We start from the raw sequence: 24,304 nt of genomic DNA, 5'->3' as shown, positions 1-24,304 counted from the left end.
GCGTGCCCAAGCCCATCCGCCTGCCGTTCGACCCGATCACGCGTGCGGCACAGCTGTGGACCAAGCGCTGGGGGCGGACGTCCCAGCCCCTGGCCATGGCCAGCGCCACCTCGATCATGCGGGTCCAGCAGCTCCTCATCACCGACTACGACGCCCTGGTCGGGCGCCACGGCCTGAGCTTCGCGCGGTACGAGGCCCTGGTGCTGCTGGCGTTCAGCCGCGACGGGCGCCTCGGCATGAGCAAGATCGGCCAGCGCCTCATGGTGCACCCCACCAGCGCGACCAACATCGTCCAGCGCCTCGACGCCCAGGGCTTCGTCGAGCGGGTCCCCAACCCCGACGACGGCCGCGGCACCCTCGCCGTGATCACCCCGGCCGGGCGGGATGCCATGGAGGCGGCGACCAAGGACCTGGTCGAGTCGCGCTTCGGCCTCGGCATGCTCACCGCCGCCGAGCACGAGCAGCTCTTCGAGCTCCTGCGCAAGGTCCGCATCGGCGCCGCCGACTTCGACGCCTGACCCAGCCCCGCGCCATACCCCCTCCGGCGTTTGGGTGCCCAGACGGTCGGATTTCCGACCCTCTGGGCACCCAAACCGGCGAGGGATTGGTGATTAGTAGGACGTCCTAGTAAATTGCCGGGTATGACGCAGACCACTCCCGACCAGACCGGCGCCGCGCGCTGGCAGGCGCGCTACGACGCAGCCCAGTCCACCGGTCGGGTGCGCGACGCCGACTTCACCACGCTCTCCGGGATGGAGGTCCAGCCCGCCTACGGCCCCACCGACGGCGAGGCCCCCGAGCGCATCGGCTGGCCGGGGGAGTTCCCCTTCACCCGTGGCCTCTACCCGACCGGGTACCGAGGTCGCACGTGGACGATCCGTCAGTTCGCCGGCTTCGGCAACGCCGTGCAGACCAACGAGCGCTACAAGATGATCCTCGAGCGTGGCGGCGGCGGGTTGTCCGTCGCGTTCGACATGCCGACCCTGATGGGCCGCGACTCCGACGACCCCATGGCGCTCGGCGAGGTCGGCCACTGCGGGGTGGCGATCGACTCGGCCGCCGACATGGAGGTGCTGTTCAACGAGCTCCCGCTCGAGCAGATCACCACGTCGATGACCATCAGCGGCCCGGCGGTCCCGGTGTTCTGCATGTACCTCGTCGCCGCCGAGCGCCAGGGCGTCGACCTCGGGGTGCTCAACGGCACCCTGCAGACCGACATCTTCAAGGAGTACATCGCGCAGAAGGAGTGGCTGTTCGCGCCCAAGCCGCACCTGCGCCTCATCGGCGACCTCATGGAGTACTGCGCCGAGAAGATCCCCGACTACAAGCCGCTGTCGGTCTCCGGCTACCACATCCGCGAGGCCGGCTCCACGGCTGCGCAGGAGCTGGCGTTCACGCTCGCCGACGGCTTCGGGTACGTCGAGCTGGGTCTCTCGCGTGGTCTGGACATCGACACCTTCGCGCCCGGCCTCTCGTTCTTCTTCGACAGCCACCTGGACTTCTTCGAGGAGATCGCGAAGTTCCGTGCGGCCCGCCGCATCTGGGCCCGCTGGCTGCGGGACGTGTATGGCGCGAAGACGGACAAGGCGCAGTGGCTGCGGTTCCACACGCAGACCGCCGGGGTCAGCCTCACCGCCCAGCAGCCGTACAACAACGTCGTCCGCACCGCCGTCGAGGCGCTCGCCGCCGTCCTCGGTGGCACGAACTCGTTGCACACCAACGCCCTCGACGAGACCCTGGCGCTCCCGAGCGAGCAGGCCGCCGAGATCGCGCTGCGCACGCAGCAGGTGATCATGGAGGAGACCGGTGTCGTCAACGTCGCCGACCCGCTCGGCGGGAGCTGGTACGTCGAGGCGCTCACCGACCAGATCGAGGCCGAGGCCGAGAAGATCTTCGACCGCATCCTCACCATGGGCGGCAGCGACCTGACGACCAAGGACACCGAGGGGCTGGCGTCGCTCGTCGCGGAGAACACCGGCAAGCCCGGCAACGAGTGGCCCATGACGCGCGGCATCCTGCGTGGCATCGAGGAGGGCTGGTTCATGTCCGAGATCGCCGAGGCCGCCTTCCAGTACCAGGTGGCCCTCGAGAAGGGTGACAAGAAGGTCGTCGGCGTCAACTGCCACACCGCCTCGGTCACCCACGAGCTCGAGATCCTGCGCGTCAGCCACGAGGTCGAGACCGAGCAGGTGGCGGCTCTGGCCACCCGCAAGGCGGCCCGCGACGAGGACGCCGTCCGTGCCGCCGTGGCCCACATGGTCGAGGTGGCCCGCACCGACGACAACATGCTCCCGGCCATGCTCGACGCGGTCCGGGTCGAGGCCACGCTGGGCGAGATCTGCAACGCCCTGCGCGACGAGTGGGGCATCTACCGCGAGCCGGCTCGCTTCTGACCGGACGGTCGACACCGACCGAGGGTCGGGCGGAGCTGCACACTCCCGCCCGACCCTTACTCGGTCAGCGGTCCTGGGCGGCGCGCGCAGCGCTGGCGGCGCGGTGCAGCCGCGCGTACGCGACGTCGGCGAGCAGCTCGATGAGGCCGTCGACGAACGCCTGGTCCGGCACCCCGGTGGCCAGCGAACGGTGCATCACCGAACCCACCACCACGTCGGCGAGCAGGTCGACGTCGACCATGTCGTCGCGGATCTCCCCGCGCTCGATGGCCCGGGCGACCGACGTCGCGACGAGGGCGTGCAGCCGCGTCGACAGCGACTCACGGACCTGCTTCCCGACGCCTTCGGGGTCGCGGGCCGACTCGGCGAGCAACGCGGCATACGCTCCGCCGGTGGAGGGGTCGCGCAGGAGGCGGGCGGCCTCCTCGATGCCCGAACGCATGTCCTCGGCGAGCGATCCGTGGTCGCCGACCTCGATCTCGTCGAACGTCGCGGCGACGGCGTGGACGGCCAGCTCGACCTTGCTCGGCCACCGCCGGTACAGCGTGCTCTTGGCCACTCCGGCCTTGGCCGCGACGTGCTCCATGGACATCCGCGCGACACCCTTGTCGGCGAGCACCTGGCGTGCCGCGGCCGTGATCGCCTGCTCCGTCGACTCCTCGCGGGGGCGTCCGGGTCGGCGGTGGCGACTGTGCCGGGCTCGAGTGGTCATTAGGGGCGATCATGCCACCGACGTCCCGGTTCGTGGGGCGGAGGATTTGTCCTCCGGAGGCGTCTGGGTCATGGTGGAGGACGATGCCGGTGCGGGGAACTCTCCCGTGCCGGCCCACTCACGTAAGGAATCTGACTGTGTCGAAGGTGGCCAAACGCGCTGTGCTGGCCGTACTGACCGTGGTCGGGATCGTGCTGCTCGGCCTGGGGTCGTGGTTCACGTTCCACCTGGGTCCCACAGGTAGCGCGACGTTCACGACCACGCCCGCGAAGGGGAGCATCGTCGTCGTCGAGCCCTCCGTCCTCAACCGTGTCGACCGTCCCACCACGGTGACGGCGGTGACGCGCGGCAAGAGCCCGGTGTTCGCCGGCCGCGCCACCCCGTCCGACGCCGAGGCGATCGTCGGCGGCGCCGACGTCACGCGCGTCACCGGTGCGCACGTCCGCTCCTGGTCGCTCGTCGCGTCGCAGTCGGGTGCCGGTGCGGCGCCCGCTCTCGCCGGAGCCGACATCTGGCGCGAGGCGGTGCAGGGGAGCGGCCGCGTGCGCCTCCAGGTGCGCCAGGAGAACGCCCCCGAGGCGGTCGTGCTCGCCACCGCCGACGGCAGGCCCGCCGACATCAGCCGCCTGACCGTGACCATCGAGCGCCGCACCTGGTTCTTCCAGGCCCTGCTCGTCAGCCTGGTCGGCCTGCTCGCCGCCGCGGCCGGTGTCGCCGGGCTGTGGCAGGAACGCCGCCGCGGAGCCCGCCCCGCCACGACCGAACCTGCCCGCCCCACCGAGGAGGCGACCGTATGAGGAGCCTGAACACCCCCGCGATCGCCGCCGCCGGGGCCCTCACCCTCGCCCTCACGGGCTGCGGTGCGGGCAGCGCCCTGGTCGGTGTGGACGACGCACCGTCCCAGGTGACGACCACCGCCCCGGTCGACGCGGGCAGTGCCCAGAAGATCGCCGAGCGGGTGATCGCCCAGGCCGACGAGGCCGCCGCGGCCCCCGCCGCGGAGGGCCAGGCCCTTCGTGAGCGGGCCCTGACCGGGAGCGCGCTCGCCGTCGCGAACGCCGCGAGCAAGCTCGAGGTCGACCCCGCGGCCACCACGACTCCCGCCCCCCTCAAGCGGACCGAGGCGCCCAAGGTGCTCGCGGTGTCGCGCGGCACGACCTTCCCGCGCCTGATCCTGGCCCAGACCACGACGGCGACGGGAGCGGCCCGGCTCAACCTGCTGACCTCGCCCGACGCGAAGACGCCGTTCCGCCTGAGCACGTCGGTCACCATGGCGCCCGGCACGCAGGTCGCTGCTCTGGACTCCCTGGACTCCGGTTCCCCCATGGTCACCAAGGACACCAGGCTCGCCGTGGCCCCCGACGCGCTCGTCAAGCAGTATGCCGCCAGCCTCGCCTACCCCTCCCCGGCCAAGGCCGAGGCGGTCGGTACCGATGACCCCTTCGCGGCCTCGGTGCGCGCCAACGCCGCCGCGCAGGCGAGGGCCTTCGGCAAGCTCGCGACGCTCAAGCAGGTGCACGAGGCGCAGCCGGAGCAGACGGTGTCCATCGCGCTGCGCGGTGGCGGCGCCCTGGTGTTCTCCCTCCTCGAGCGCACCGACACGATCACGCTCAAGGCGGGCGGCAAGTCGCTCACCCCCAGCGCCGAGTTCCAGCGCCTGGTGAAGAAGAAGACGCTGACGACCAGTGCCGAGCTCAAGTCGTACGAGACGGTGGTGTTCACCGTGCCCGCCGACGGGACGGCCGGTGTCGTCGGCGCCGACGAGGTGCTGTTCTCCGCCAAGGGTTCCTGAGCCTGCAGGAGGCCGCGTACGCACGAGGTCGCGCGGTGAGGAAGAATCGGGACCATGACTGAGCAGCCGTTCACCGCTGGAGGCCTGCGTGGGGCCGTCGACCTCACCGGCCTGAAGGGCACCACCCCGACCCGGGCTCCGGCCGGGGCCGCCGGCGCCGGTCCGGCTGCGGGCCAGGGGGCGGCGAGCCAGGGCGGCGCCGCGGCCACGGGCGTCCCCGGTCGCTCGGGCCTGGTCGTCGAGGGCACGGACGCGAACTTCCAGGAGGTCGCGAACGCCTCGGTCAGCGTCCCCCTCCTGCTCGTCCTGTGGGCTTCGCAGGTGCCGGAGTCCCGCGCCTACCTCGACACCGTCGTCGAGCTGGCCGGGGCGCACGCGGGTCGCCTCCAGGTGGTCAGCGTCGACGTCGAGCAGAACCCCACGCTGCTGCGCGCCTTCCAGGTCCAGAGCGTCCCGGTGACCATGGGCCTGGTCCAGGGCCAGCCGGTCCCGATGTTCGCGGGGGTCCAGCCGGCCGAGGCCGTGCGCCCGATCCTCGAGGAGTTCCTCGGGCTCGCGGTGCAGCACGGCGTGACCGGCCGGGTCGAGGTCACCGCGGCCGAGCCGCAGGACGGCGACGACGAGGCGGCCGAGCCGCTGCTCCCGCCGCTGCACCAGGAGGCGTACGACGCCATCGAGCGGGGCGACCTCGACGCCGCCCACGCGGCATACACGCAGGCGCTCAAGGCGAACCCCGCGGACGGCGACGCCGAGCTGGGCCTGGCCCAGGTCGGGCTGATGCAGCGCACCGAGGGGGCGGACCTCCAGGCAGCCCGCGCGGCAGCGGCGGAGAACCCCACGGACGTCGCCGCCCAGAGCCTCGTCGCGGACCTCGACATCCTCGGCGGCCACGTCGAGGACGCGTTCCTGCGCCTCATCGACCTGGTGCGTGCCACGAGCGGTGACGAGCGTGAGCAGGCGCGGGTCCACCTCGTGCAGCTGTTCGCCGTGGTCGGGGCGCACGACGAGCGGGTGCGCAGGGCGCGGACCTCCCTGATGAGCGCGTTGTTCTAGACGTCTCCACTTTCGGGCAGGCGCCCCAGCCGACAGGATGGGGCGCATGGCGAACTCGAAGGAACACCTCATCGGCCTGCTCCTCGGCGCGGAGGGTGACTGGCCGCGCGCGTTCGAGACGCTCGCCCAGCGCATGGGCGTCGTCACCGGGCCGGACGGCACCGAGCACCGGGTCTCGACCGAGCGCGTCACGATCGAACCCTTCAACCTGCGGGACAAGCCCCGGCACGACCTCGTGATCGACCGCCTCGCGCACTGGTACTACCACCCGCGCGAATGGCTCAAGAAGGTCGCGCTGATGGACGACGTGTACCTGCTCAACAGCCCGTTCACGTTCCAGTCGATGGAGAAGCACTCGGCGTACTGCGCGTTGCTGCGGCTCGGCATGAACGTCCCCGAGACCGTCCTCGTGCCGTACAAGAACCCCCTCGACAACGCGCGTTGGGCCTTCACCTCCGAGAAGTACAACAAGTCCTTCGACCTCGACCGCATCGCCGACGAGCTCGGCTACCCCATGTTCATGAAGCCGTTCGACGGTGGCGCCTGGCGCGGTGTCTCCCAGATCAAGGACCGGGCCGACCTGCACGAGGCCTACGACGACTCCGGCGAGATGCTCATGCACCTGCAGAAGTCGGTCGACGGGTTCGAGGTGTTCGCGCGGGCGCTGACCATCGGCCCCGAGAGCATGGTCATGAAGTTCCGTCCGGACGAGCCCATGCACAACCGGTATGCCGTCGAGCACGGCTTCCTCTCCGAGGGCGTCGGCACCGAGGCGGTCACCATCGCCCAGACGGTCAACGCGTTCTTCCGGTGGGAGTTCAACTCCTGCGAGATGCTCGTCAAGGACGGAGTGGTCTACCCGATCGACTACGCCAATGCCTGCCCCGACGTCGCGGTGACGTCCCTGCACTACTACTTCCCGTGGGCGATGAAGGCGTTGCTCAAGTGGTCGGTGTTCTGCGTCGCGACCGGTCGCAAGGCCAAGACCCAGGTCGACACCGGGCCGTGGTTCGAGATCGCCGACGACCCCGCGCTGGACTACCAGGCCAAGCTCGCGGCCTACCAGGGGCTCGCGGACGACCACTTCGAGACCGACCGGTACCGCGAGTTCTGCGATGCCGCCCTGCCGCACCTCGACGAGATGGTGCTCGAGTGGGTCGACTCAGCCGACTTCCGCGGGCTCCTCACCGACACGATCCGCTCGACCTACCCACAGCACGAGTGGGACAAGTTCGAGGGCCACTTCGGTGGCCTCACCCGGCTGTGGGTGTCCGACGAGACATCCCGGCTGCGCCCCGGGCCCTCGGCGGCCGACGAGGCCGTCGTCGGTGGGCCGGCGCCGGCCCTGACGGACTGACCGACGGCCCCGGACACGACTGACGGGCCCCGCCGAGGTGGCGGAGCCCGTCGGACGACAGGAGTCGTGGGACCTCAGCAGGCCCGGCACTCCTGCTCGATCTGGTGGCGGCGGGCCTCCGGCTGCATGAGCCTGGGGCGGCGCAGGCCACGGACCCGGTCGAGGGTGGCGAGGTTCGGACCGGTGCTGCTCGCACGCGGGAAGGTGCGGGGCCCGGGCTGGCGTGGGGTGTTCGTGGGCGTCATGTCGGTGTCAACGCCGACGGATGTCCGAGTTGTTCCTCACACCTGTCCGCTCACAGCGAAGCCACGGGTTCAGCCGCGCAGGGCGGCGTCGACGACCTCCTTGGCCTCGGCCTGCACCTGGGCCAGGTGCTCGGGGCCCTGGAAGGACTCGGCGTAGATCTTGTAGACGTCCTCGGTGCCGGAGGGGCGGGCGGCGAACCATGCGCTCTCCGTCGTCACCTTCAGCCCCCCGATCGCCGCGTCGTTGCCGGGGGCCCGGGTGAGCTTGGCCGTGATCGGTTCTCCTGCAAGGGACTTCGCAGCGACGTCCTCCGGGGACAGGGCCGCGAGCTTCGCCTTCTGCTCGCGGTCGGCGGCCGCGTCGATGCGGGCGTAGGCCGGGTCGCCGTGGCGGGCGGTCAGGTCCGCGTAGTGCTGGCTCGGTGACGTGCCGGTCGCCGCGAGGATCTCGGACGCGAGCAGGGCGAGGAGGATGCCGTCCTTGTCGGTCGTCCAGGCAGCGCCGCCGCGCCGCAGGAAGGACGCCCCGGCCGACTCCTCGCCGCCGAACCCGAAGCTCCCGTCGATGAGCCCGGGCACGAACCACTTGAACCCGACCGGCACCTCGACCAGCCGTGCCCCGAGGTCGGAGGCCACGCGGTCGATCATGGACGAGGACACGAGGGTCTTGCCGATGGCGGCGCCGTCCGGCCAGTCGGGGCGCGCCCCACCGAACAGGTACTGGATCGCGACGGCGAGGAAGTGGTTGGGGTTCATCAGTCCCGCGTCGGGGGTGACGATCCCGTGGCGGTCGGAGTCGGCGTCGTTGCCCGTGGCGATGTCGTACTCGTCCTTGCGGGCGATGAGCGAGGCCATGGCCGAGGGGGACGAGCAGTCCATCCGGATCTTGCCGTCCCAGTCGAGCGTCATGAAGCGCCAGGTGGGGTCGACGAGGGGGTTGACCACGGTGAGGTCGATCCCGTGGCGGTCGGCGATCTCGCCCCAGTACGCGACGGCAGCGCCACCGAGGGGGTCCGCGCCGATCCGGACGCCGGCCTCCTTGATGCGGGCGAGGTCCACGACGTCGGGCAGGTCGTCGACGTAGGTGCCGAGGAAGTCGTAGCCCTGCGCGTGCTTGCGGGCCCGCTCGAAGGGGATCCTGCGGACGTCCGCCAGGCCGCCTGCGATCAGCTCGTTCGCCCGGGCGGCGATCACCTTGGTGGCGTCGGAGTCCGCCGGCCCGCCGTGGGGAGGGTTGTACTTGAACCCACCGTCGTAGGGCGGGTTGTGCGACGGGGTGACGACGATGCCGTCGGCCAGGGCGGTGCCGCTGGTGCGTCCCTCGTTGGCGCGGATGATGGCGTGGCTGACGGCCGGGGTCGGCGTGTACCCGTCGCGGTCGTCGACGAGGACGATGACGTCGTTGGCGGCGAGCACCTCCAGTGCCGAGGCCCACGCGGGCTCCGACAGCGCGTGCGTGTCGCGGCCGACGAAGAGCGGACCGTCGTACCCCTGCGACGACCGGTAGTCGCAGATGGCCTGGGTCGTCGCGAGGATGTGGGTCTCGTTGAACGCGGTGCGCAGGCTCGAACCCCGGTGCCCGGACGTGCCGAACGCGACCTGCTGGTCGAGGTCGTCGGGATCGGGGACCAGCGTGTAGTACGCGGTGACGAGATGGGGCACGTCGACCAGGTCAGAGGGTTCTGCGGGCTGTCCTGCGCGCGGGTCGTTCATGGGGCCACTCTGCCAGCGTTGCGGCCGGCTGCCCACCGCAGTCCCACGACGAGGGCGCCGGCGGCCAGGCCCAGCAGGACACCCGTGAGGTTGTCGGCGAGGTCGGTGGTGTCGCACGCGCGGTCCAGGCCGCGGAACACCTGCTGGCCGGTCTCGAACACCACGGGCAGTGCCGCGGCGCCGATGACGACCAGCAGCGCGACGGGACCGCGCAGCCGGCCCGCGACGGCGGCGGCGAAGAACCCGACGGGCAGCAGGAGGAGGACGTTGAGGATGCGTTGGTCGTCGGCGGTGACCGCCGCGAGCCCGAGGTCGACCGCGTGGATGGCGCAGGACCGGTCCGGTGCCAGCACGCCGTTGTCCGCCCGACCGGGCGGCGACATCGTCACGACGGAGGCGAACACGACCGCGCCACCGAACAGGACCCGCTCGAGGGTGACGGCGAGGTGGGCGCGGCCGCGCCACACCCACCACGCCGCCACCGCGGCATACGCGAGGACCACCGGTACCACGAGCAGCGGGATGCGGTAGCCCCAGACGTGGGTCACCCGGCGGTGTCCTCCCCGGCGGTCACCTGGCGCGACCCGGCGACGGAGGACTCGACCGACGCCTGGTCGCCGTTCGACACGGGGGCGAGGTAGACGGCTGACAGGGCGGCCACCCGGACCTCGACAGACCAGGGCTGGCCCTGGGCCCCGTGCTCCTGGGCGGTGACGACCACCTCTGCCTGGCTGGGCGTGCCGAACTCGTCGTAGCCGCTGGTGTCGAGGATGACCTTCCAGTCGCCGGCCCGGGGAACCCCGAGGCGCAGGGACTCCCGCGCGAGGCCGCCGAAGTTCACGGCCACCGCGACGACAGGACCCTGGCGGTCGCGGGTGCCGAAACGCAGGTAGGAGTAGGTGTTGCCGGCGTTGTCGTCGGCGTCGAGCCACTCGAAACCCGCGGGGTCGGAGTCCAGCGCCCAGAGGGCGGAGTTCTCTCGGTAGACGCGGTTGAGCTCCTTGACGAGGTTGTGCACGCGGTAGTGCGCCGCGTGGTCGAGCAGCCACCAGTCGAGCTCGCGGCCGTCGGCCCACTCGGCCTCCTGGGCGAACTCGCTGCCCATGAACAGCAGCTGCTTGCCCGGGTGGCTCCACAGGTAGGCGAGGAACGCCCTGACCGTGGCCAGCTGGTCGTAGCGGCTCCCGGGAGCCTTGCGCAGCAACGACCCCTTCCCGTGGACGACCTCGTCGTGGCTGATCGGCAGCAGGTAGTTCTCGCTGAAGGCGTACATGAGCGAGAACGTCAGGAGGTGGTGGTGGTACTGGCGGTGGATGGGGTTCTCCTTGAGGTACTTCAAGGAGTCGTTCATCCAACCCATGTTCCACTTCAGCCCGAACCCGAGCCCGCCCTCGCTCGTGGGCTTGGTGACGCCCGGCCACGACGTGGACTCCTCGGCGATGATCACCACGCCGGGGACCCGCTTGTAGGCCGTGGCGTTGGCCTCCTGGATCAGGCCCACCGCCTCGAGGTTCTCGTGACCGCCGTGGATGTTGGGCACCCACTCGCCGTCCTTGCGGGCGTAGTCGAGGTAGAGCATCGAGGCCACGCCGTCGACGCGCAGGCCGTCGACGTGGAACTCCTCGAGCCAGTAGACCGCGTTGGCCACGAGGAAGTTGCGCACCTGCATCCGGCCGAAGTCGAAGATGTAGGAGCCCCACTCGGGGTGCCAGCCCTTGCGCGGGTCCGGGTGCTCGTAGAGCGGCAGGCCGTCGAAGCGGGCCAGGGCCCACGGGTCGGTGGCGAAGTGGCCGGGCACCCAGTCGAGGATGACGCCGATGCCGGCCTGGTGGAGCCGGTCGACGAGGTAGCGGAAGTCGTCCGGGCGGCCGAACCGCGCGCTCGGCGCGTAGTAGCTCGTGACGTGGTAGCCCCAGGACGGCGGGTACGGGTGCTCCATCACCGGCATGAACTCGACGTGCGTGAAGCCGAGGTCGGCCACGTAGTTGACCAGGTGCTCCGCGAGGTCGCGGTAGGAGTGGCCCCGTCGCCACGAGCCGAGGTGCACCTCGTAGATGCTCATCGGCTGCTCGTGGTGGTTGCTCCCGGTGCGCTCGGCCAGCCACTCGCCGTCGTTCCAGTCGTACCGCGAATGGACGACCGAGGACGCCGTCGCCGGCGGCAGCTCCGTGGCCTGTGCCATCGGGTCCGCCTTCTCGCGCACCCTCCCGTCGGCGCCACGGATGAGGTACTTGTACATCGTCCCGTCACCGACGCCGGGGACGAACAGCTCCCAGACCCCGGACTCGCCGAGCAGGCGCATCGGGTGGCTGCGGCCGTCCCAGCCGTTGAAGTCACCGGCCACGTGCACGGCCTGCGCCCGGGGCGCCCACACGGCGAAGGACGTGCCGACGACGTGGCCGAGCGGACCGTCGTACTCGCGTACGTGGGCGCCGAGGACGGTCCACAGCTGCTCGTGGCGGCCTTCACCGATGAGGTGCAGGTCGATCGGGCCGAGCGTCGGGGCGAACCGGTACGGGTCGTCCATCTCGTGCTCGACGCCGTCCGCGTAGCTCACGGCGAGGCGGTAGTCCTGCGTCTCGGTCTGGCCCTCGCGCAGCCCGCCCCACACGCCGTCGGACTCGTGCTCGAGGTCGAGGCGGGTGCCGTCGGCGAACCGCACGGCAACGGTGGACGCGAACGGCCGGTAGGCGCGCACGCGCAGCCCGGCCGGCTCGAGGTGGTGCCCGAGCAGGTCGTGCGGCTGCTGGTGGCGGCCGTCGGCCAGGGCGCGGATCGCCTCGGCCGGTGTGGATACGGGCGGCAGCGGCTCGGGGGAGCGGTCCACGGGCGGCTCGGTCGTCGGTGCCGTGGGCGCCGACGGCGAACCAGCCGGCTTCTCGACCAGCGTCTCCTCGGGCGAGGTGTGCGGCGCCACGGCCTCCTGCACCGTCGGTTCGACGGCGGCCGACTCGGCGGCCGTCGCGACCGGCTCAGTGGCGGCAGCGACCGGCTCAGGGGACGCAGCAACCGACTCGTCGGGCGCAGCGACCGGCTCAGTGGCGGCAGCGGTCTTCTTCGCCTTGGGGGCTTTCTTGTCCTTCTTGCCGAAAGGGCTCACGGAAGGTCCTTCCTCGCATCGTCAAGCAATCGGACCACCGCGGTGGTGGGGATGGTCAACCAGGTCGGCCGGTTGCGGGCCTCGTACACGACCTCGTACAGCGCCTTGTCGAGCTGGAACGCGGTGAGCAGCACCGCGTCCTCGCGGGGGTCCCGCCCGGACTGCGCGGCATACCCCTCGAGGAAGGCGCGCTGGGCGGAGGCCACCCACTCGCGGGCACTGTGCCCCGGGTGGGCCTGTTCCCACGAGCCGCCCGCGTAGTCGAAGGACCTCAGCATCCCGGCGACGTCGCGCAGGGCGAGATCGGGCCGGGTGCGCTCGGACAGCGGTCGCAGCGGCTCGCCCTCGAAGTCGAGGAGCACCCAACCGCGCCCAGCCACCTGGAGGACCTGGCCGAGGTGGTAGTCGCCGTGGATCCGTTGCAGCGCGGGCCAGCTCGCGTTGACGGCCCGGTCGAACAGCGTCGCGATGCGTTGCTCGTGGGCGGCCAGCGCGGGGACCTCGGAAGCGGCGGCGACGTATCGCCCGCGCATCCCGGCGACGGTGGTGGCCACGGCCTCGGCGGTGACCGGTTCGGTGGGCATGACCCCGGCCAGCCGGGAGTGGACCTCCGCGGTGGCGGCCCCGAGGTCGCGGGCCCGGTCCGAGAAGTCCTCCGTGGCGGCGATGGCCCGGAGTGCCACCCGCCACGCGTCCTCGGTGCCCGGGAAGAACTCCTGGGCGAAGGCGAGGTGGCCCACGTCGGAGCCCTCACCGTCGACCGACGGCCAGGTGGCCGAGACGGCCCCGACCATGCCGGGGACACGGAGCGAACCTGCCTCTGCGAGCGCGCCCTGCACGACCACGTCGGGGTTCTCGCCGGCCTGGAGCGTGCGGAACACCTTGCAGATCAACGGCTTCGGTGCACCTGACTCGTCGACACAGTCGAAGATGACGGAGGTGTTGCTCTGCTCGCCCGAGAGCACGCGCGATCCCGTGAGCGTCGTCTCCGTGGTCCACGACGGGTGCCGACGGGGCACCACCGCGGGCTCGGGGGTGTCGGAGGCGCTCCCGGCCTGCGGGGTGGTCTGCTCCAGCACGAGGGCCAGGAGCTGGGCTGCGTAGACCGGGTCGTGCACGCCGTCGTAGACCCAGCGCGGCCCGAGGACGCTGTGCTCCATGGTCCCGACCAGCGCGTGCTGGCCGCCCTCGAGCGGCGCGCCACGGTAGGTGAGGGGCACCTGGTACACGACCGTCTCGGGGCCGCCCTCGTCGGCGACGAGGAGGGTCTCGATGCCCACGGTGCCGGCGGGGTCGTCGAGGCGCCACGACCAGAGCTTGCGCAGCACCGGCTGCCGGCCCTTGGCGGCATACCAGCGCTGGCGCGCCATCCACGGGCCGACGAGCTCGAGCTTGGTCGGCGTGACGCTCGCGGTGGTGTGGATCTCAGCCACGGGCAGCACCCGGCACGAGCCGAAGCCAGAAGAAGTCGCGCGACCCGAGGGTCACGGTGATGGTGCCGTCGTCCGAGATCTTCGGGAACCCGTTGCCGCCGAACAGGTCGGCGAGCTGGGCGCCCTTGAACTCGTCGGGCACCCGGATCGTCGTGGCCTGGGGCCGGCTCGACAGGTTGTTGACGCAGAGCACGGCCTCCGAGTCGGCGCCGTCCTCGTGGTCCCACTCGACGCGCAGGAACGACAGGATGGCGTCGTTGTCGGACGGGCAGACCTCGAACGCACCACGGCCGAAGACGGGGTGGCGCTTGCGGATCTCGAGCATCGCGCGCACCCAGTGCAGCAGCGACGAGCTCGTCGCCATCTGGGCCTCGACGTTGACGTTGTTGTAGTGGTAGACGAGCGAGGAGACCACCGGCAGGTAGAGCTTGCCCGGGTCTGCGGCGGAGAACCCGGCGTTGCGGTCGGGCGTCCACTGCATCGGCGTGCGGACCGCGTCACGGTCGTTGAGCCAGATGTTGTCGCCCATGCCGATCTCGTCGCCGTAGTAGAGGCACGGTGAGCCGGGCAGCGACAGCAGCAGGGCGTTGATCAGCTCGATCTCGGCGCGGCTGTTGTCGAGCAGCGGCGACAGGCGGCGCCGGATGCCGACGTTCGCGCGCATGCGCGGGTCGGGGGAGTACCAGCCGTACATCGCGGCGCGCTGCTCCGGCGTCACCATCTCGAGGGTCAGCTCGTCGTGGTTGCGCAGGAAGGTGCCCCACTGGGTGCCTGCCGGGATCGGCGGGGTGTCGGCGAGGACGTCGATGATCGGCGCCGCCTTCTCCTCGCGCAGCGAGTAGTAGAGCATCGGCATCACGGGGAAGTGGAAGCACATCTGGCACTCCGGCTCCTCCTCGGTGCCGAAGTAGTCCACGACGTCGGCCGGGGGCTGGTTGGCCTCGGCGAGCAGGATGCGGCCCGGGTACTCCGTGTCGACCATCTTCCGGAGCTTGGCGAGGAACTGGTGCGTCTTGGGGTGGTTCTCGCCGTTGTGGCCCTCCTCCTCGTAGAGGTAGGGGACCGCGTCGAGGCGGAAGCCGTCGATGCCCATGTCCATCCAGAACCGCACCACGTCGAACATCGCCTCGTGCACGGCGGGGTTCTCGAAGTTGAGGTCCGGCTGGTGGGAGAAGAACCGGTGCCAGAAGAACTGGCGGCGGATCGGGTCGAAGGTCCAGTTGGAGACCTCGGTGTCGATGAAGATGATGCGGGCGTCGGAGTACGGTGCGTCGGTGTCGGACCACACGTAGAAGTCGCCGAACGGGCCCTCGGGGTCCGAGCGCGACGCCTGGAACCACGGGTGCTGGTCGCTCGTGTGGTTCATGACGAAGTCGGTGATGATCCGGATGCCCCGGGCGTGCGCCTGCGACACGAGCTCCTGGAAGTCCGGCAGCGTGCCGAACTCGGGGAGCACCGCTGTGTAGTCGGCGATGTCGTACCCACCGTCGCGCAGCGGCGAGGCGTAGAACGGCGGCAGCCAGAGGCAGTCGACCCCGAGCCACTGGAGGTAGTCGAGGCGGCCGATCAGCCCGGTGAAGTCACCGGCCCCCGAGCCGTTGGAGTCGCCGAAGCCGCGGACGAGCACCTCGTAGAAGACCGCGGTCTTGAACCACTCGGGGTCGTGCTTGAGGCCGGGCTGGTTGAGGTTGAGACCCTGCATCAGAACCTCCGGATGGCGACGATGTGGACGGGCTCGGTCTCGGGACCGAGTCGGACGTAGACGTGCTCGCCCCAGTGCCAGGACGCTCCGGTCAGGAGGTCCTGGGCGGCGATGCCGTCCTCGTAGCCGAGGCCCAGGGCGGGCATGTCGAGGTGGACGGTCGACTCGCGCGTGCTGTGCGGGTCGAGGTTGGCGACGACGACGATGATGTCCTCGCTGCCGTCCGGGAGGGTGCGCCGCTTCGAGAAGGCCATGATGTTCTCGTCGTCGACGTGGTGGAACGTGATGTTGCGCAGCCAGTGCAGGGCGGGGTGCTCGCGGCGGATCTCGTTGATCCTCGTGAGGTACCCGGCCAGCGACTGGCCCTCCTTCGGGCCGCCGGGCTCGTAGTCCTCCCAGTGGCGGTTCTTGTACTGGTACTTCTCGTTGTCGATCTGCTCCTCGGCACCGGGGCGGGCGACGTGCTCGATGAGCTCGTACCCGGCGTAGATGCCGTAGGTCGGCACCAGCGTCGCCGCCAGGGCCGCGCGCAGCTTCCAGGCGGCCGGGCCGCCGAACTGCATGTAGGGCGTGAGGATGTCGTGCGTGGTCGGCCAGAACGACGGACGCATGTATGCCGCGGCCTCACCGGAGAGCTCCTCGAGGTACTCGGTGAGCTCCCACTTCTGGTTGCGCCAGGCGTAGTACGTGTACGACTGCTGGAACCCGACCTTGCCCAGCGAGTGCATCATCGCCGGCTTGGTGAAGGCCTCCGCCAGCCAGATCACCTCGGGGTGCTCGCGGGCGACGTCGTCGATGAGCCACTGCCAGAACTCGACCGGCTTCGTGTGCGGGTTGTCGACGCGGAAGATCTTGACCCCGTGGTCGATCCACACCTGGATCATCCGGCGCATCTCGGCGTAGGACCCCTGCGGGTCGTTGTCGAAGTTCAGCGGGTAGATGTCCTGGTACTTCTTCGGCGGGTTCTCCGCGTAGGCGATGGTGCCGTCGGCCCGCGTGGTGAACCACTCGGGGTTGGTCTCCACGTAGGGGTGGTCGGGGGAGCACTGGAGGGCGATGTCCATCGCCACCTCCATGCCGAGCTCCTCGGTCCGGGCGACGAACGCGTCGAAGTCGTCGAACGTGCCGAGGTCCGGGTGGATGGCGTCGTGCCCGCCGTCGGGCGAACCGATGGCGTACGGGCTGCCCGGGTCGTCGGGCCCGGCCTCGAGCGTGTTGTTCGGCCCCTTGCGGGCCGTCGTGCCGATCGGGTGGATCGGCGTGAGGTAGACGACGTCGAAGCCCATGGCCGCGATGGCCGGGAGGCGCTTGGCGGCGGTCTGCAGGGTGCCGCTGGTCCACTTGCCGGTGGTCGGGTCCTGCACCGCGCCCTCGGAGCGGGGGAAGATCTCGTACCAGGCGCCGTACAGGGCCCGCTCGCGCTCGACGAGCAGCGGGAGGTCGGTCGAGGGGCTGACGTGGTCGCGCAGCGGGCGGGCGGCGAGCTCGCGCTCCACGGAGGGGTCGGTGCCGGCGTGCAGGCGGGCCAGGGGTGGGCGTCGGGTGTCGCGGAGCGCGGTGACCGCGTCCTCGAGCACCGCCTTCTGCGTCGCGTCGCGGGGGACCTCGGCGGCGGCCCGCTCCAGGATGCGGGCACCCTCCTCGAGCATCATCTCGGCGTCGATGTCGGCGGCGACCTTGATGGAGGCGTCGTGCTCCCACGTGCCGTAGGGGTCGGACCATCCCTCCACGCGGTAGGACCACCAGCCGACCGTGTCGGCCTCGACGACGGCCTCCCAGGCGTCGAGGCCGGGGTTCGTGCTCGTCATCGGCAGGACCCGCTCGGTGCCGTCGGGCGCGGTGAGCACCACGGACGCGTTGACCGCGTCGTGGCCCTCGCGGAAGACCGTCGCGGTCACGGTGAACTGCTCACCGACCACGGACTTCGCAGGCCGGGCCCCGCGGTCGACGACGGGGCTCACGTCCTGGACCGGGATGCGGCCGATCGGTGTCTGGGGTGGTCGGGTGGTCGGTGGGGGCGCCGCCTGGGGGCGGGTGCCGGTGCTGCCCGTGGAGGGCGCGTCGGGGGAGGTGGGTGTGGTTGCCGGGGGCGTTGCAGTCACGCGCCCGACGCTACTCGGTCTGGGGCCCCGTGCACCTCCCCGCGCCAGCGCGTGGGCGGCTGGGGTGCCGCCGTCCTGAAACTTTCTGAAAGATCTGCAAGAAGGCGTCATTGCCGGCGGCCGGTGGGCCTATGATCACCCCTCGTGAAGGCGATTCGACGCTTCAGCGTCCGTACTGTCCTGCCGGAGCCGATTGCCGCTCTCGGCGACCTGGCGAGCAACCTCCGGTGGTCCTGGCACCCCCCGACGCGCGACCTGTTCGAGCGCATCGACCCGCAGCGTTGGGCGAAGGTCCGCAAGGACCCCGTCCGCCTGCTGTCGGCGCTCTCGCCGGCCGAGCTCGCCGACCTCGCGTCGAGCAGCGAGTTCGTCGCGGCCGTCGCCTCGGCCAAGGCCGACCTGGACACCTACCTGACCGAGCCGCGCTGGTACCAGGCCTGGGCGCAGGCCCAGGACGAGGACGGTTCGGGCGCCCCGAAGGCGATCGGCTACTTCAGCCCGGAGTTCGGCATCACCGAGGTGCTGCCGCAGTACTCCGGTGGCCTCGGCATCCTCGCCGGCGACCACCTGAAGACGGCCTCCGACCTCGGTGTCCCGATCGTCGGTGTCGGCCTCTTCTACAAGACCGGCTACTTCAAGCAGAGCCTCAACCGCGACGGTTGGCAGCAGGAGACCTACCCCGTCCTCGACCCCGACGGCCTGCCCCTGAGCATGCTGCGCGAGGACGACGGCACCCCCTGCGTCATCACCCTCCAGCTGCCCGGCGGACGGCAGCTGCACGCCCACGTCTGGCGCGCCCAGGTCGGCCGGGTCCCGCTGCTGCTCCTGGACTCCGACGTCCCGGACAACGACGAGGCCGCCCGCAACATCACCAACCGCCTCTACGGCGGTGGCGGCGAGCAGCGTCTGCAGCAGGAGATGCTCCTCGGCATCGGTGGCGTCCGCGCCCTGCGCCTGTGGTCGCGCCTCACCGGCGCCCCGACCCCGGACGTCTACCACACCAACGAGGGCCATGCCGGGTTCCTCGGCGTCGAGCGCATCCACGAGCTGACCCAGTCGGCCGGGCTGTCGTTCGACGAGGCCCTCGAGGCCGTCCGCGCCGCCACGGTCTTCACCACCCACACGCCCGTCCCGGCCGGCATAGACCGGTTCGGCGCCGACCTCATCGAGCTGCACTTCGGCGGTGAGCAGGCGGTCGCCGGCGTGCCGGTCGAGAAGCTGCTGGCCCTGGGCGCGGAGGACTACCCGGGCGGCCAGTCCGGGATGTTCAACATGGCCGTCATGGGCCTGCGCCTCGGCGGTCGCGCCAACGGCGTATCGCAGCTGCACGGTGTCGTCAGCCGCGGCATGTTCGACGGACTGTGGCCGGGGTTCGACGACGACGAGGTCCCGATCACCAGCGTCACCAACGGTGTCCACGCCGGCACCTGGGTCGACCGCCGCGTCTACGAGCTCGCCGACAAGCACCTCGGCACCCACGACCTCGAGCGCGACGACGCCTGGGACCGCATCGAGGAGGTCCCGCGCGACGCGATCTGGGCCACGAAGCGCGAGATGCGCCAGCAGCTGGTCCTCGAGGCCCGCCGTCGCACCCGCTCCTCGTGGAAGAAGCGCGGTGCCAGTCCGGCCGAGCTCGGCTGGGTCGACGACATCCTCGACCCCGACGTGCTGACCATCGGGTTCGCCCGCCGCGTGCCGACCTACAAGCGGCTCACCCTGATGCTGCGCGACCCTGCGCGGCTCAAGCGCCTGCTCCTCGACCCCAAGCGGCCGATCCAGCTCGTCATCGCGGGCAAGTCCCACCCGGCCGACGAGACCGGCAAGCAGCTCATCCAGCAGATGGTCCGCTTCGCCGACGACCCCGAGATCCGCCACCGCATCGTGTTCCTCCCGAACTACGACATCGCCATGGCGCAGTACCTCTACCCGGGCTGCGACGTCTGGCTCAACAACCCGCTGCGCCCGCTCGAGGCCTGTGGCACGTCCGGCATGAAGGCCGCCCTCAACGGTGGCCTCAACCTGTCGATCCTCGACGGGTGGTGGGACGAGTGGTTCGACGGCGAGAACGGCTGGGCCATCCCCACGGCCGACGGCGTCGAGGACGAGGAGCGTCGTGACGACCTCGAGGCGGCTGCGCTCTACGACCTCATCGAGAACTCCGTCGCGCCGCGCTTCTACGACGTCGACGAGACCGGGCTGCCGCAGAACTGGCTGTCGATGATCAGCCACACCCTGCGCACGCTCGGCCCGAAGGTGCTCGCGAGCCGCATGGTCCGCGACTACACCACCCAGCTCTACGGGCCCGCGGCCCGCGCCGGCTGGGCGCTCGACGGTGACACCTACGCGGGTGCCCGCGACCTCGCCGCCTACAAGACGAAGGTCCGGTCCACCTGGCCGTCCGTGCACGTCGACCACGTCGAGTCCTCGGGCGTCTCGGACGCCCCTCAGATCGGCGAGACGCTGCACGTCCGGGCGTACGTCTCCCTCGGGGACCTCACCCCCGACCAGGTCGAGGTGCAGGTCGTGTACGGCACGGCGCGCGACTCCGACGAGCTGCGTGACGTCCAGAGCGAGCCGCTGGCGTTCGTGGAGTCCTACGAGGGTGGTCGCCACCAGTTCGCCGGTGACCTCGCCCTCGCCCGCACCGGCGCGTTCGGCTACACCGTCCGCGTGCTGCCCCGGCACACCGGGCTGGCGAGCACGAGCGAGCTCGGCCTGGTGGCCAACGCCTGACGCCACCACCCGCCATACCCAGCTGTGCCGCGCGCCCTGAGGCGCGCGGCACACCTGTCTGCGGGGAACCTCCCCGAGGGGCGTACCGCGTCTGCCACGCTGCCGGTATGGCGCGTGGTGGGGCAGCGGCGGACGCGGGGGTCAACAGTGCCCGCGGCTGGAGCCGGATCGGTCGGGCGTACGCCGTCGAGGCGGTCGGCCTGCTCGGCGCCGGTGCGCTGCTCACGTATGCCGTGGTGGCCCCGGCCTGGTCCGGCAGCGACTGGTTCGACGGGTGGGGGTACCTCGCAGGGTTGCTCGCGCTCCCGTTGGTCGCGGCGGGAACCCTGGTCGTGCTGTCCGTCCGCTGGCGCGTCGCGCCGGTGGGTCTGCTGTGCGGCGCACTGCTCGCGGGGTGGGCGACGGTGGAGACGCCGTGGTCCGCAGCCGTCTGGTGGGGTGCGGGCCTCGCGCTGGCCCCCGTCGTCGCATCGCTCGTCACGCACCCACGCCCGTGGCGGCGCAGCGTCCGTCAGGTCGCGTCGACCGCTCGGTAGACCTGCAGGCTGGCCCCGCGGACCTCGACGATCCCGGGGTCCACGACCGCCGACCGGGTCGGGTCGGGACGTTCGTCGGAGGAGTCCCAGAGCAGCTCGTACCCCGTGAGGCCCGGCACCGTCGGGAGGGTCACCTTGCCGTCCTCAACGTCCCCGCGCAGGACGAGGAGCAGCGAGTGCTGCTCGAGCCAGGCGCCGTTGAGGTACATCTGCAGGGTCCGGGTGTGGGGGTCCTCCCAGTGGCCGTTGGCCATCGCCTCGCCGTCGGCCCCGAACCACGACAGGTCGGTCGAGCCGTCGGCGTGGACCGCCCGGCCGGTGAAGAACGTCCGTTGCCGCAGGACCGGGTGCTCGGCGCGCAGCCGGGTGAGGAAGCTCGTCGTCTCGAGCAGGTCCTGCTGCCAGTCCTCGAGGTCCCAGTCGAACCACGACACCTCGTTGTCCTGGCAGTAGGGGTTGTTGTTGCCCCCCTGCGAGCGCCCGAACTCGTCACCCGCGTTGAGCATCGGCACGCCGGTCGCGAGCAGGGTCGTGGCGAGCAGGTTGCGCATCGACCGTCGGCGCGCGGCCTCGATGTCGTCCCTGCGCTCGTCGGCGGGGTCCACCGGCCCCTCGACGCCGTGGTTCCACGACCGGTTGCCGTCCGTGCCGTCGCGGTTGCCCTCGCCGTTGGGCCCGTTGTGCTTGGAGTTGTATGCGGTGAGGTCGGCGACCGTGAAGCCGTCGTGCGCGGCGACGAAGTTCACCGACGCAACCGGCCCGCGGTCGCGGGCGCCGAAGAGGTCCTGCGACCCGGCCAGCCGGGTGCCGAGCTCGCGGATGCCGTGGCCTTCGTGGCCGTGCACCTGGGAGGCGACGTCCTGCAGCCAGAAGGTCCGCACGGCGTCACGGAACCGGTCGTTCCACTCGGCGAACGGGGGCGGGAACTGCCCTGTGCGCCACCCGTGGATGCCGACGTCCCAGGGCTCGGCGATGAGCTTGACCCGGGAGAGCACGGGGTCGGTGCGCAGCGCCACGAGGAACGGGTGGTTGGGGTCGTAGTCGTCGTTCTGGCCACGGCCGAGCGCCACCGCGAGGTCGAACCGGAACCCGTCGACGTGGCACTCGTCGACCCAGTAGCGCAGCGAGTCGAGCACCATCTTGCAGACCATGGCATGCCGCAGGTCGAGGGTGTTGCCACACCCCGTCACGTCGATGTCCTGGCCGCGGTCGTCGAGCCGGTAGTAGGCGCGGTTGTCCAACCCCCGCCACGACAGCGACGCGCCCTGCCGGGACTGCTCGGCCGTGTGGTTGTAGACGACGTCGAGGAGCACCTCGATGCCCTCCGCGTGCAGCAGCCGCACCATGCCCTTGAACTCGTCGAGCACTCCCTGCGGATCGGTCGTCGAGGCGTAGGGGGAGTGCGGGGCGAAGAAGCCGAGCGTGTTGTAGCCCCAGTGGTTCGTGAGCCCGCGCTGGGTCACCTCGGGCTCCGACGCGAAGGCGTGCACGGGCAGCAGCTCGACCGCGGTCGCCCCCACCGCCTTGAGGTGGGCGATGACGGCGGGGTGGCACAGCCCGGCATACGTGCCGCGCAGGTGCTCGGGCACCTCGGGGTGGAGCATCGTGAGGTTGCGGACGTGCGCCTCGTAGACGACCGAGTCGGCCAGGGGGGTGTGGGGGTGGCGGTCCTCGCCCCAGTCGAAGCGGTCCTCGACGACGACGCAGCGCGGCACCGCCCCGGCGCTGTCCAGGCTCCCGCGGAGCACGTCGTCGCCCCTGAGCCGGGCGTCGACGGGGTGGGCGTAGACCTCGGGCGACCAGTGGACGTTGCCATCGATGGCCCGGGCGTAGGGGTCGAGGAGCAGCTTGTGAGGGTTGTAGCGCAGGCCCTCCTGGGGCCGCCAGGGACCGTCGGCCCGCACGCCGTACCGCTGGCCCGCGACCACGCCCGGCAGGAAGCCGAACCAGGTCCCGTGGGTCCGCTCGACGAGGGGGAAGCGGCGCTCCGTGGACCCGTCGGTGTCACCGGTCTCGAACAGGCACACCTCGACCGACTCGGCGTGCCCGGCATACACCGCGAACTCGGCGCCGCCCTCGACGAGGGTCATGCCCAGGGTGGGAGGAAGGTCACGCGGGCGCGTGGCAGGCGACATGGTCCTCAGCCTAGGTAGTGGTTACGGTTGGCGCATGACTGATCCCACGTCGCTGCCCAACTTCCCGCCGCCCGCGGACGAGCACCCCCTCCGCGGACGCGTCCTGGACGCACTGATCGACATGGGCCTGTCGCCCGACATCGACGGTGACGGCGACGTCGCGTTCACGGTGCAGGAGCAGCAGCTGTTCGTGCGCTGCACGGAGGGCGACTTCCAGATCATGCGCCTGTTCGGCCAGTGGGCCATCAGCGACGCCGTGCCCAGCGACCCGCTCACGCGCCTGGCCACCTGCAACGAGATCACCCTCCAGCTGAACATCGTCAAGGCCGGCCTCGCCAACGACACCCTGGTCGTCACCGGTGAGCACATCGTCGTGCCCAACACCGACGTGCCCGGCCTGGTCAACGTCACCATCCAGCTCGTCCTCGCGGGCGTGCAGATGTGGCACGAGCGCATCATGGGCGGCGGCGATCCCGGTCCCGGCGCGGGCGAGCCCGCCACCGACGGGGACCCGGCATGAGCGACCTCGTCTCGGTCGAGGTCGAGGGCGGGATCGCCACGATCCTGCTCGACCGCCCCCCGATGAACGCCCTCAACCGGGAGATCCAGGCCGCCCTCGCGGCTGCCGCGGTCGAGGTGGGGGAGCGCAAGGACGTGTCCGGCGTCATCATCTACGGCGGCGAGAAGGTGTTCGCCGCAGGCGCGGACATCAAGGAGATGGAGACCATGTCCTACACCGACATGGCCGACCACTCCGGCGCCCTCCAGGACTTCACACGGACGCTGGCCCGCATCCCCAAGCCGACCGTCGCCGCCATCACCGGGTACGCCCTCGGTGGCGGGTGCGAGGTCGCGCTGGCCTGCGACTTCCGCGTCGCCGCCTCGAACGCCAAGCTGGGCCAGCCCGAGATCCTGCTCGGCATCATCCCCGGCGCCGGCGGCACGCAGCGCCTGGCCCGCCTCGTCGGACCGGCGAAGGCCAAGGAGATCATCTTCTCGGGACGGTTCGTGTCCGCCGACGAGGCGCTCGCGATCGGCCTGGTGGACGAGGTCGTCGAGGCCCAGGACGTGTATGCCGCGGCACGGGCCCGGCTCGCGCCGTACGTCGGTGGACCGGCGTACGCCATCCGCGCCGCCAAGGAGGCCATCGACCGTGGGGTCGAGGTCGACCTGGACACGGGGCTCGAGATCGAGCGCATGCTCTTCGCGTCGCTGTTCGCCACCAAGGACCGCGCCACCGGCATGAGGTCGTTCGTCGAGAATGGCCCCGGCAAGGCGAAGTTCGAGGGCGCCTGACC

19 protein-coding genes are annotated in these 24,304 nt (G+C 71.1%); 10 read left to right on the top strand and 9 right to left on the bottom strand.

Annotated features, from left to right (window positions below; translation table 11 throughout):
• Window positions 1-2 precede the first annotated feature (2 nt).
• Entirely contained in the window at window positions 3-518 is a 516-nt protein-coding gene (locus ACYVKF_RS00455) for a MarR family winged helix-turn-helix transcriptional regulator (protein WP_056918787.1), read from the top strand.
• Between the two features lie 123 nt (window positions 519-641).
• Window positions 642-2,393 (top strand): acyl-CoA mutase large subunit family protein, encoded by a 1,752-nt coding sequence (locus ACYVKF_RS00450; RefSeq protein WP_460964029.1) that lies wholly within the window; start codon window positions 642-644, stop codon window positions 2,391-2,393.
• A gap of 64 nt (window positions 2,394-2,457) precedes the next feature.
• Here ACYVKF_RS00450 and ACYVKF_RS00445 read toward each other — a convergent pair whose 3' ends face one another.
• Window positions 2,458-3,105: a TetR/AcrR family transcriptional regulator gene (locus ACYVKF_RS00445; protein ID WP_056916976.1), complete on the bottom strand. Its 648-nt coding sequence runs from the start codon at window positions 3,103-3,105 to the stop codon at window positions 2,458-2,460.
• Window positions 3,106-3,251: 146 nt separating this feature from the next.
• Here ACYVKF_RS00445 and ACYVKF_RS00440 point away from each other — a divergent pair, with 146 nt between their 5' ends.
• Genes ACYVKF_RS00440 through ACYVKF_RS00425 form a run of 4 tightly spaced genes read left to right on the top strand, consistent with a single transcriptional unit; the run spans window position 3,252 to window position 7,307 of the window.
• Window positions 3,252-3,902: a hypothetical protein gene (locus ACYVKF_RS00440; RefSeq protein WP_460964027.1), complete on the top strand. Its 651-nt coding sequence runs from the start codon at window positions 3,252-3,254 to the stop codon at window positions 3,900-3,902.
• Window positions 3,899-4,897 (top strand): hypothetical protein, encoded by a 999-nt coding sequence (locus ACYVKF_RS00435; RefSeq protein WP_460964025.1) that lies wholly within the window; start codon window positions 3,899-3,901, stop codon window positions 4,895-4,897. Before ACYVKF_RS00440 ends, ACYVKF_RS00435 begins: the two co-directional genes overlap by 4 nt.
• Before the next feature lie 54 nt (window positions 4,898-4,951).
• Entirely contained in the window at window positions 4,952-5,950 is a 999-nt protein-coding gene (locus ACYVKF_RS00430; protein ID WP_460964023.1) for a tetratricopeptide repeat protein, read from the top strand.
• A 46-nt stretch (window positions 5,951-5,996) separates the two neighbouring features.
• Window positions 5,997-7,307, top strand: coding sequence for an ATP-grasp domain-containing protein (locus ACYVKF_RS00425; RefSeq protein WP_056916980.1), 1,311 nt, complete (start codon window positions 5,997-5,999; stop codon window positions 7,305-7,307).
• Between the two features lie 74 nt (window positions 7,308-7,381).
• On the opposite strand, the gene ACYVKF_RS00420 is transcribed toward ACYVKF_RS00425, so the two are convergent.
• From ACYVKF_RS00420 to ACYVKF_RS00390, 7 genes are all read right to left on the bottom strand, one after another.
• Window positions 7,382-7,552 carry a hypothetical protein gene (locus ACYVKF_RS00420; protein ID WP_157581525.1) on the bottom strand — a complete coding sequence of 57 codons (171 nt, stop codon included), beginning with the start codon at window positions 7,550-7,552 and terminating at the stop codon, window positions 7,382-7,384.
• A gap of 69 nt (window positions 7,553-7,621) precedes the next feature.
• Entirely contained in the window at window positions 7,622-9,265 is a 1,644-nt protein-coding gene (gene pgm, locus ACYVKF_RS00415) for a phosphoglucomutase (alpha-D-glucose-1,6-bisphosphate-dependent) (RefSeq protein ID WP_460964020.1), read from the bottom strand.
• The gene (locus tag ACYVKF_RS00410; protein WP_056916982.1) at window positions 9,262-9,813 is read right to left on the bottom strand and encodes a VanZ family protein; all 552 of its coding nucleotides are present in this window, start codon (window positions 9,811-9,813) and stop codon (window positions 9,262-9,264) included. Before ACYVKF_RS00410 ends, pgm begins: the two co-directional genes overlap by 4 nt.
• On the bottom strand, window positions 9,810-12,365 hold the full coding sequence (glgB, locus tag ACYVKF_RS00405) for a 1,4-alpha-glucan branching protein GlgB (protein WP_460964018.1): 2,556 nt from the start codon (window positions 12,363-12,365) through the stop codon (window positions 9,810-9,812). Before glgB ends, ACYVKF_RS00410 begins: the two co-directional genes overlap by 4 nt.
• Window positions 12,362-13,798 carry a maltokinase N-terminal cap-like domain-containing protein gene (locus tag ACYVKF_RS00400; protein WP_460964016.1) on the bottom strand — a complete coding sequence of 479 codons (1,437 nt, stop codon included), beginning with the start codon at window positions 13,796-13,798 and terminating at the stop codon, window positions 12,362-12,364. The genes glgB and ACYVKF_RS00400 overlap by 4 nt, the downstream gene beginning before the upstream one ends.
• Window positions 13,791-15,500 (bottom strand): maltose alpha-D-glucosyltransferase, encoded by a 1,710-nt coding sequence (gene treS, locus ACYVKF_RS00395; protein ID WP_056916983.1) that lies wholly within the window; start codon window positions 15,498-15,500, stop codon window positions 13,791-13,793. Before treS ends, ACYVKF_RS00400 begins: the two co-directional genes overlap by 8 nt.
• Window positions 15,500-17,602: an alpha-1,4-glucan--maltose-1-phosphate maltosyltransferase gene (locus ACYVKF_RS00390; protein WP_460964014.1), complete on the bottom strand. Its 2,103-nt coding sequence runs from the start codon at window positions 17,600-17,602 to the stop codon at window positions 15,500-15,502. Before ACYVKF_RS00390 ends, treS begins: the two co-directional genes overlap by 1 nt.
• Before the next feature lie 144 nt (window positions 17,603-17,746).
• On the opposite strand from ACYVKF_RS00390, the gene glgP reads away from it, so the two are divergent.
• Together glgP and ACYVKF_RS00380 are read left to right on the top strand one after the other, a co-directional pair.
• Window positions 17,747-20,335 carry an alpha-glucan family phosphorylase gene (gene glgP, locus ACYVKF_RS00385; RefSeq protein ID WP_460964012.1) on the top strand — a complete coding sequence of 863 codons (2,589 nt, stop codon included), beginning with the start codon at window positions 17,747-17,749 and terminating at the stop codon, window positions 20,333-20,335.
• Between the two features lie 107 nt (window positions 20,336-20,442).
• Window positions 20,443-20,871, top strand: a complete 429-nt coding sequence (locus ACYVKF_RS00380) for a hypothetical protein (RefSeq protein ID WP_460964010.1) — start codon at window positions 20,443-20,445, stop codon at window positions 20,869-20,871.
• Here ACYVKF_RS00380 and glgX read toward each other — a convergent pair.
• Window positions 20,847-23,006, bottom strand: coding sequence for a glycogen debranching protein GlgX (gene glgX / locus ACYVKF_RS00375; RefSeq protein ID WP_460964008.1), 2,160 nt, complete (start codon window positions 23,004-23,006; stop codon window positions 20,847-20,849). The two genes, ACYVKF_RS00380 and glgX, sit on opposite strands and share 25 nt — an antisense overlap.
• Window positions 23,007-23,040: 34 nt before the next feature.
• Between glgX and ACYVKF_RS00370 the strand changes: the two genes are divergently transcribed.
• Window positions 23,041-23,526 carry a hypothetical protein gene (locus ACYVKF_RS00370; RefSeq protein WP_056918794.1) on the top strand — a complete coding sequence of 162 codons (486 nt, stop codon included), beginning with the start codon at window positions 23,041-23,043 and terminating at the stop codon, window positions 23,524-23,526.
• The gene (locus tag ACYVKF_RS00365) at window positions 23,523-24,302 is read left to right on the top strand and encodes an enoyl-CoA hydratase/isomerase family protein (protein ID WP_056916988.1); all 780 of its coding nucleotides are present in this window, start codon (window positions 23,523-23,525) and stop codon (window positions 24,300-24,302) included. Before ACYVKF_RS00370 ends, ACYVKF_RS00365 begins: the two co-directional genes overlap by 4 nt.
• The last annotated feature ends 2 nt before the right edge of the window (window positions 24,303-24,304 follow it).

It is taken from the genome of Pedococcus soli, assembly GCF_054782575.1.
This window is presented reverse-complemented; position numbering and strand designations above follow the sequence as displayed.

Bases quoted from the DNA above. Each gene is read 5' to 3' on its own strand.
- ACYVKF_RS00445 (WP_056916976.1), bottom strand. From the start codon at position 3,105: ATGACCACTCGAGCCCGGCACAGTCGCCACCGCCGACCCGGACGCCCC.
- ACYVKF_RS00450 (WP_460964029.1), top strand. From the start codon at position 642: ATGACGCAGACCACTCCCGACCAGACCGGCGCCGCGCGCTGGCAGGCG.
- ACYVKF_RS00435 (WP_460964025.1), top strand. From the start codon at position 3,899: ATGAGGAGCCTGAACACCCCCGCGATCGCCGCCGCCGGGGCCCTCACC.
- ACYVKF_RS00365 (WP_056916988.1), top strand. From the start codon at position 23,523: ATGAGCGACCTCGTCTCGGTCGAGGTCGAGGGCGGGATCGCCACGATC.
- ACYVKF_RS00430 (WP_460964023.1), top strand. From the start codon at position 4,952: ATGACTGAGCAGCCGTTCACCGCTGGAGGCCTGCGTGGGGCCGTCGAC.
- treS (WP_056916983.1), bottom strand. From the start codon at position 15,500: ATGCAGGGTCTCAACCTCAACCAGCCCGGCCTCAAGCACGACCCCGAG.
- glgX (WP_460964008.1), bottom strand. From the start codon at position 23,006: ATGTCGCCTGCCACGCGCCCGCGTGACCTTCCTCCCACCCTGGGCATG.
- ACYVKF_RS00425 (WP_056916980.1), top strand. From the start codon at position 5,997: ATGGCGAACTCGAAGGAACACCTCATCGGCCTGCTCCTCGGCGCGGAG.
- pgm (WP_460964020.1), bottom strand. From the start codon at position 9,265: ATGAACGACCCGCGCGCAGGACAGCCCGCAGAACCCTCTGACCTGGTC.
- ACYVKF_RS00420 (WP_157581525.1), bottom strand. From the start codon at position 7,552: ATGACGCCCACGAACACCCCACGCCAGCCCGGGCCCCGCACCTTCCCG.
- ACYVKF_RS00380 (WP_460964010.1), top strand. From the start codon at position 20,443: ATGGCGCGTGGTGGGGCAGCGGCGGACGCGGGGGTCAACAGTGCCCGC.
- ACYVKF_RS00370 (WP_056918794.1), top strand. From the start codon at position 23,041: ATGACTGATCCCACGTCGCTGCCCAACTTCCCGCCGCCCGCGGACGAG.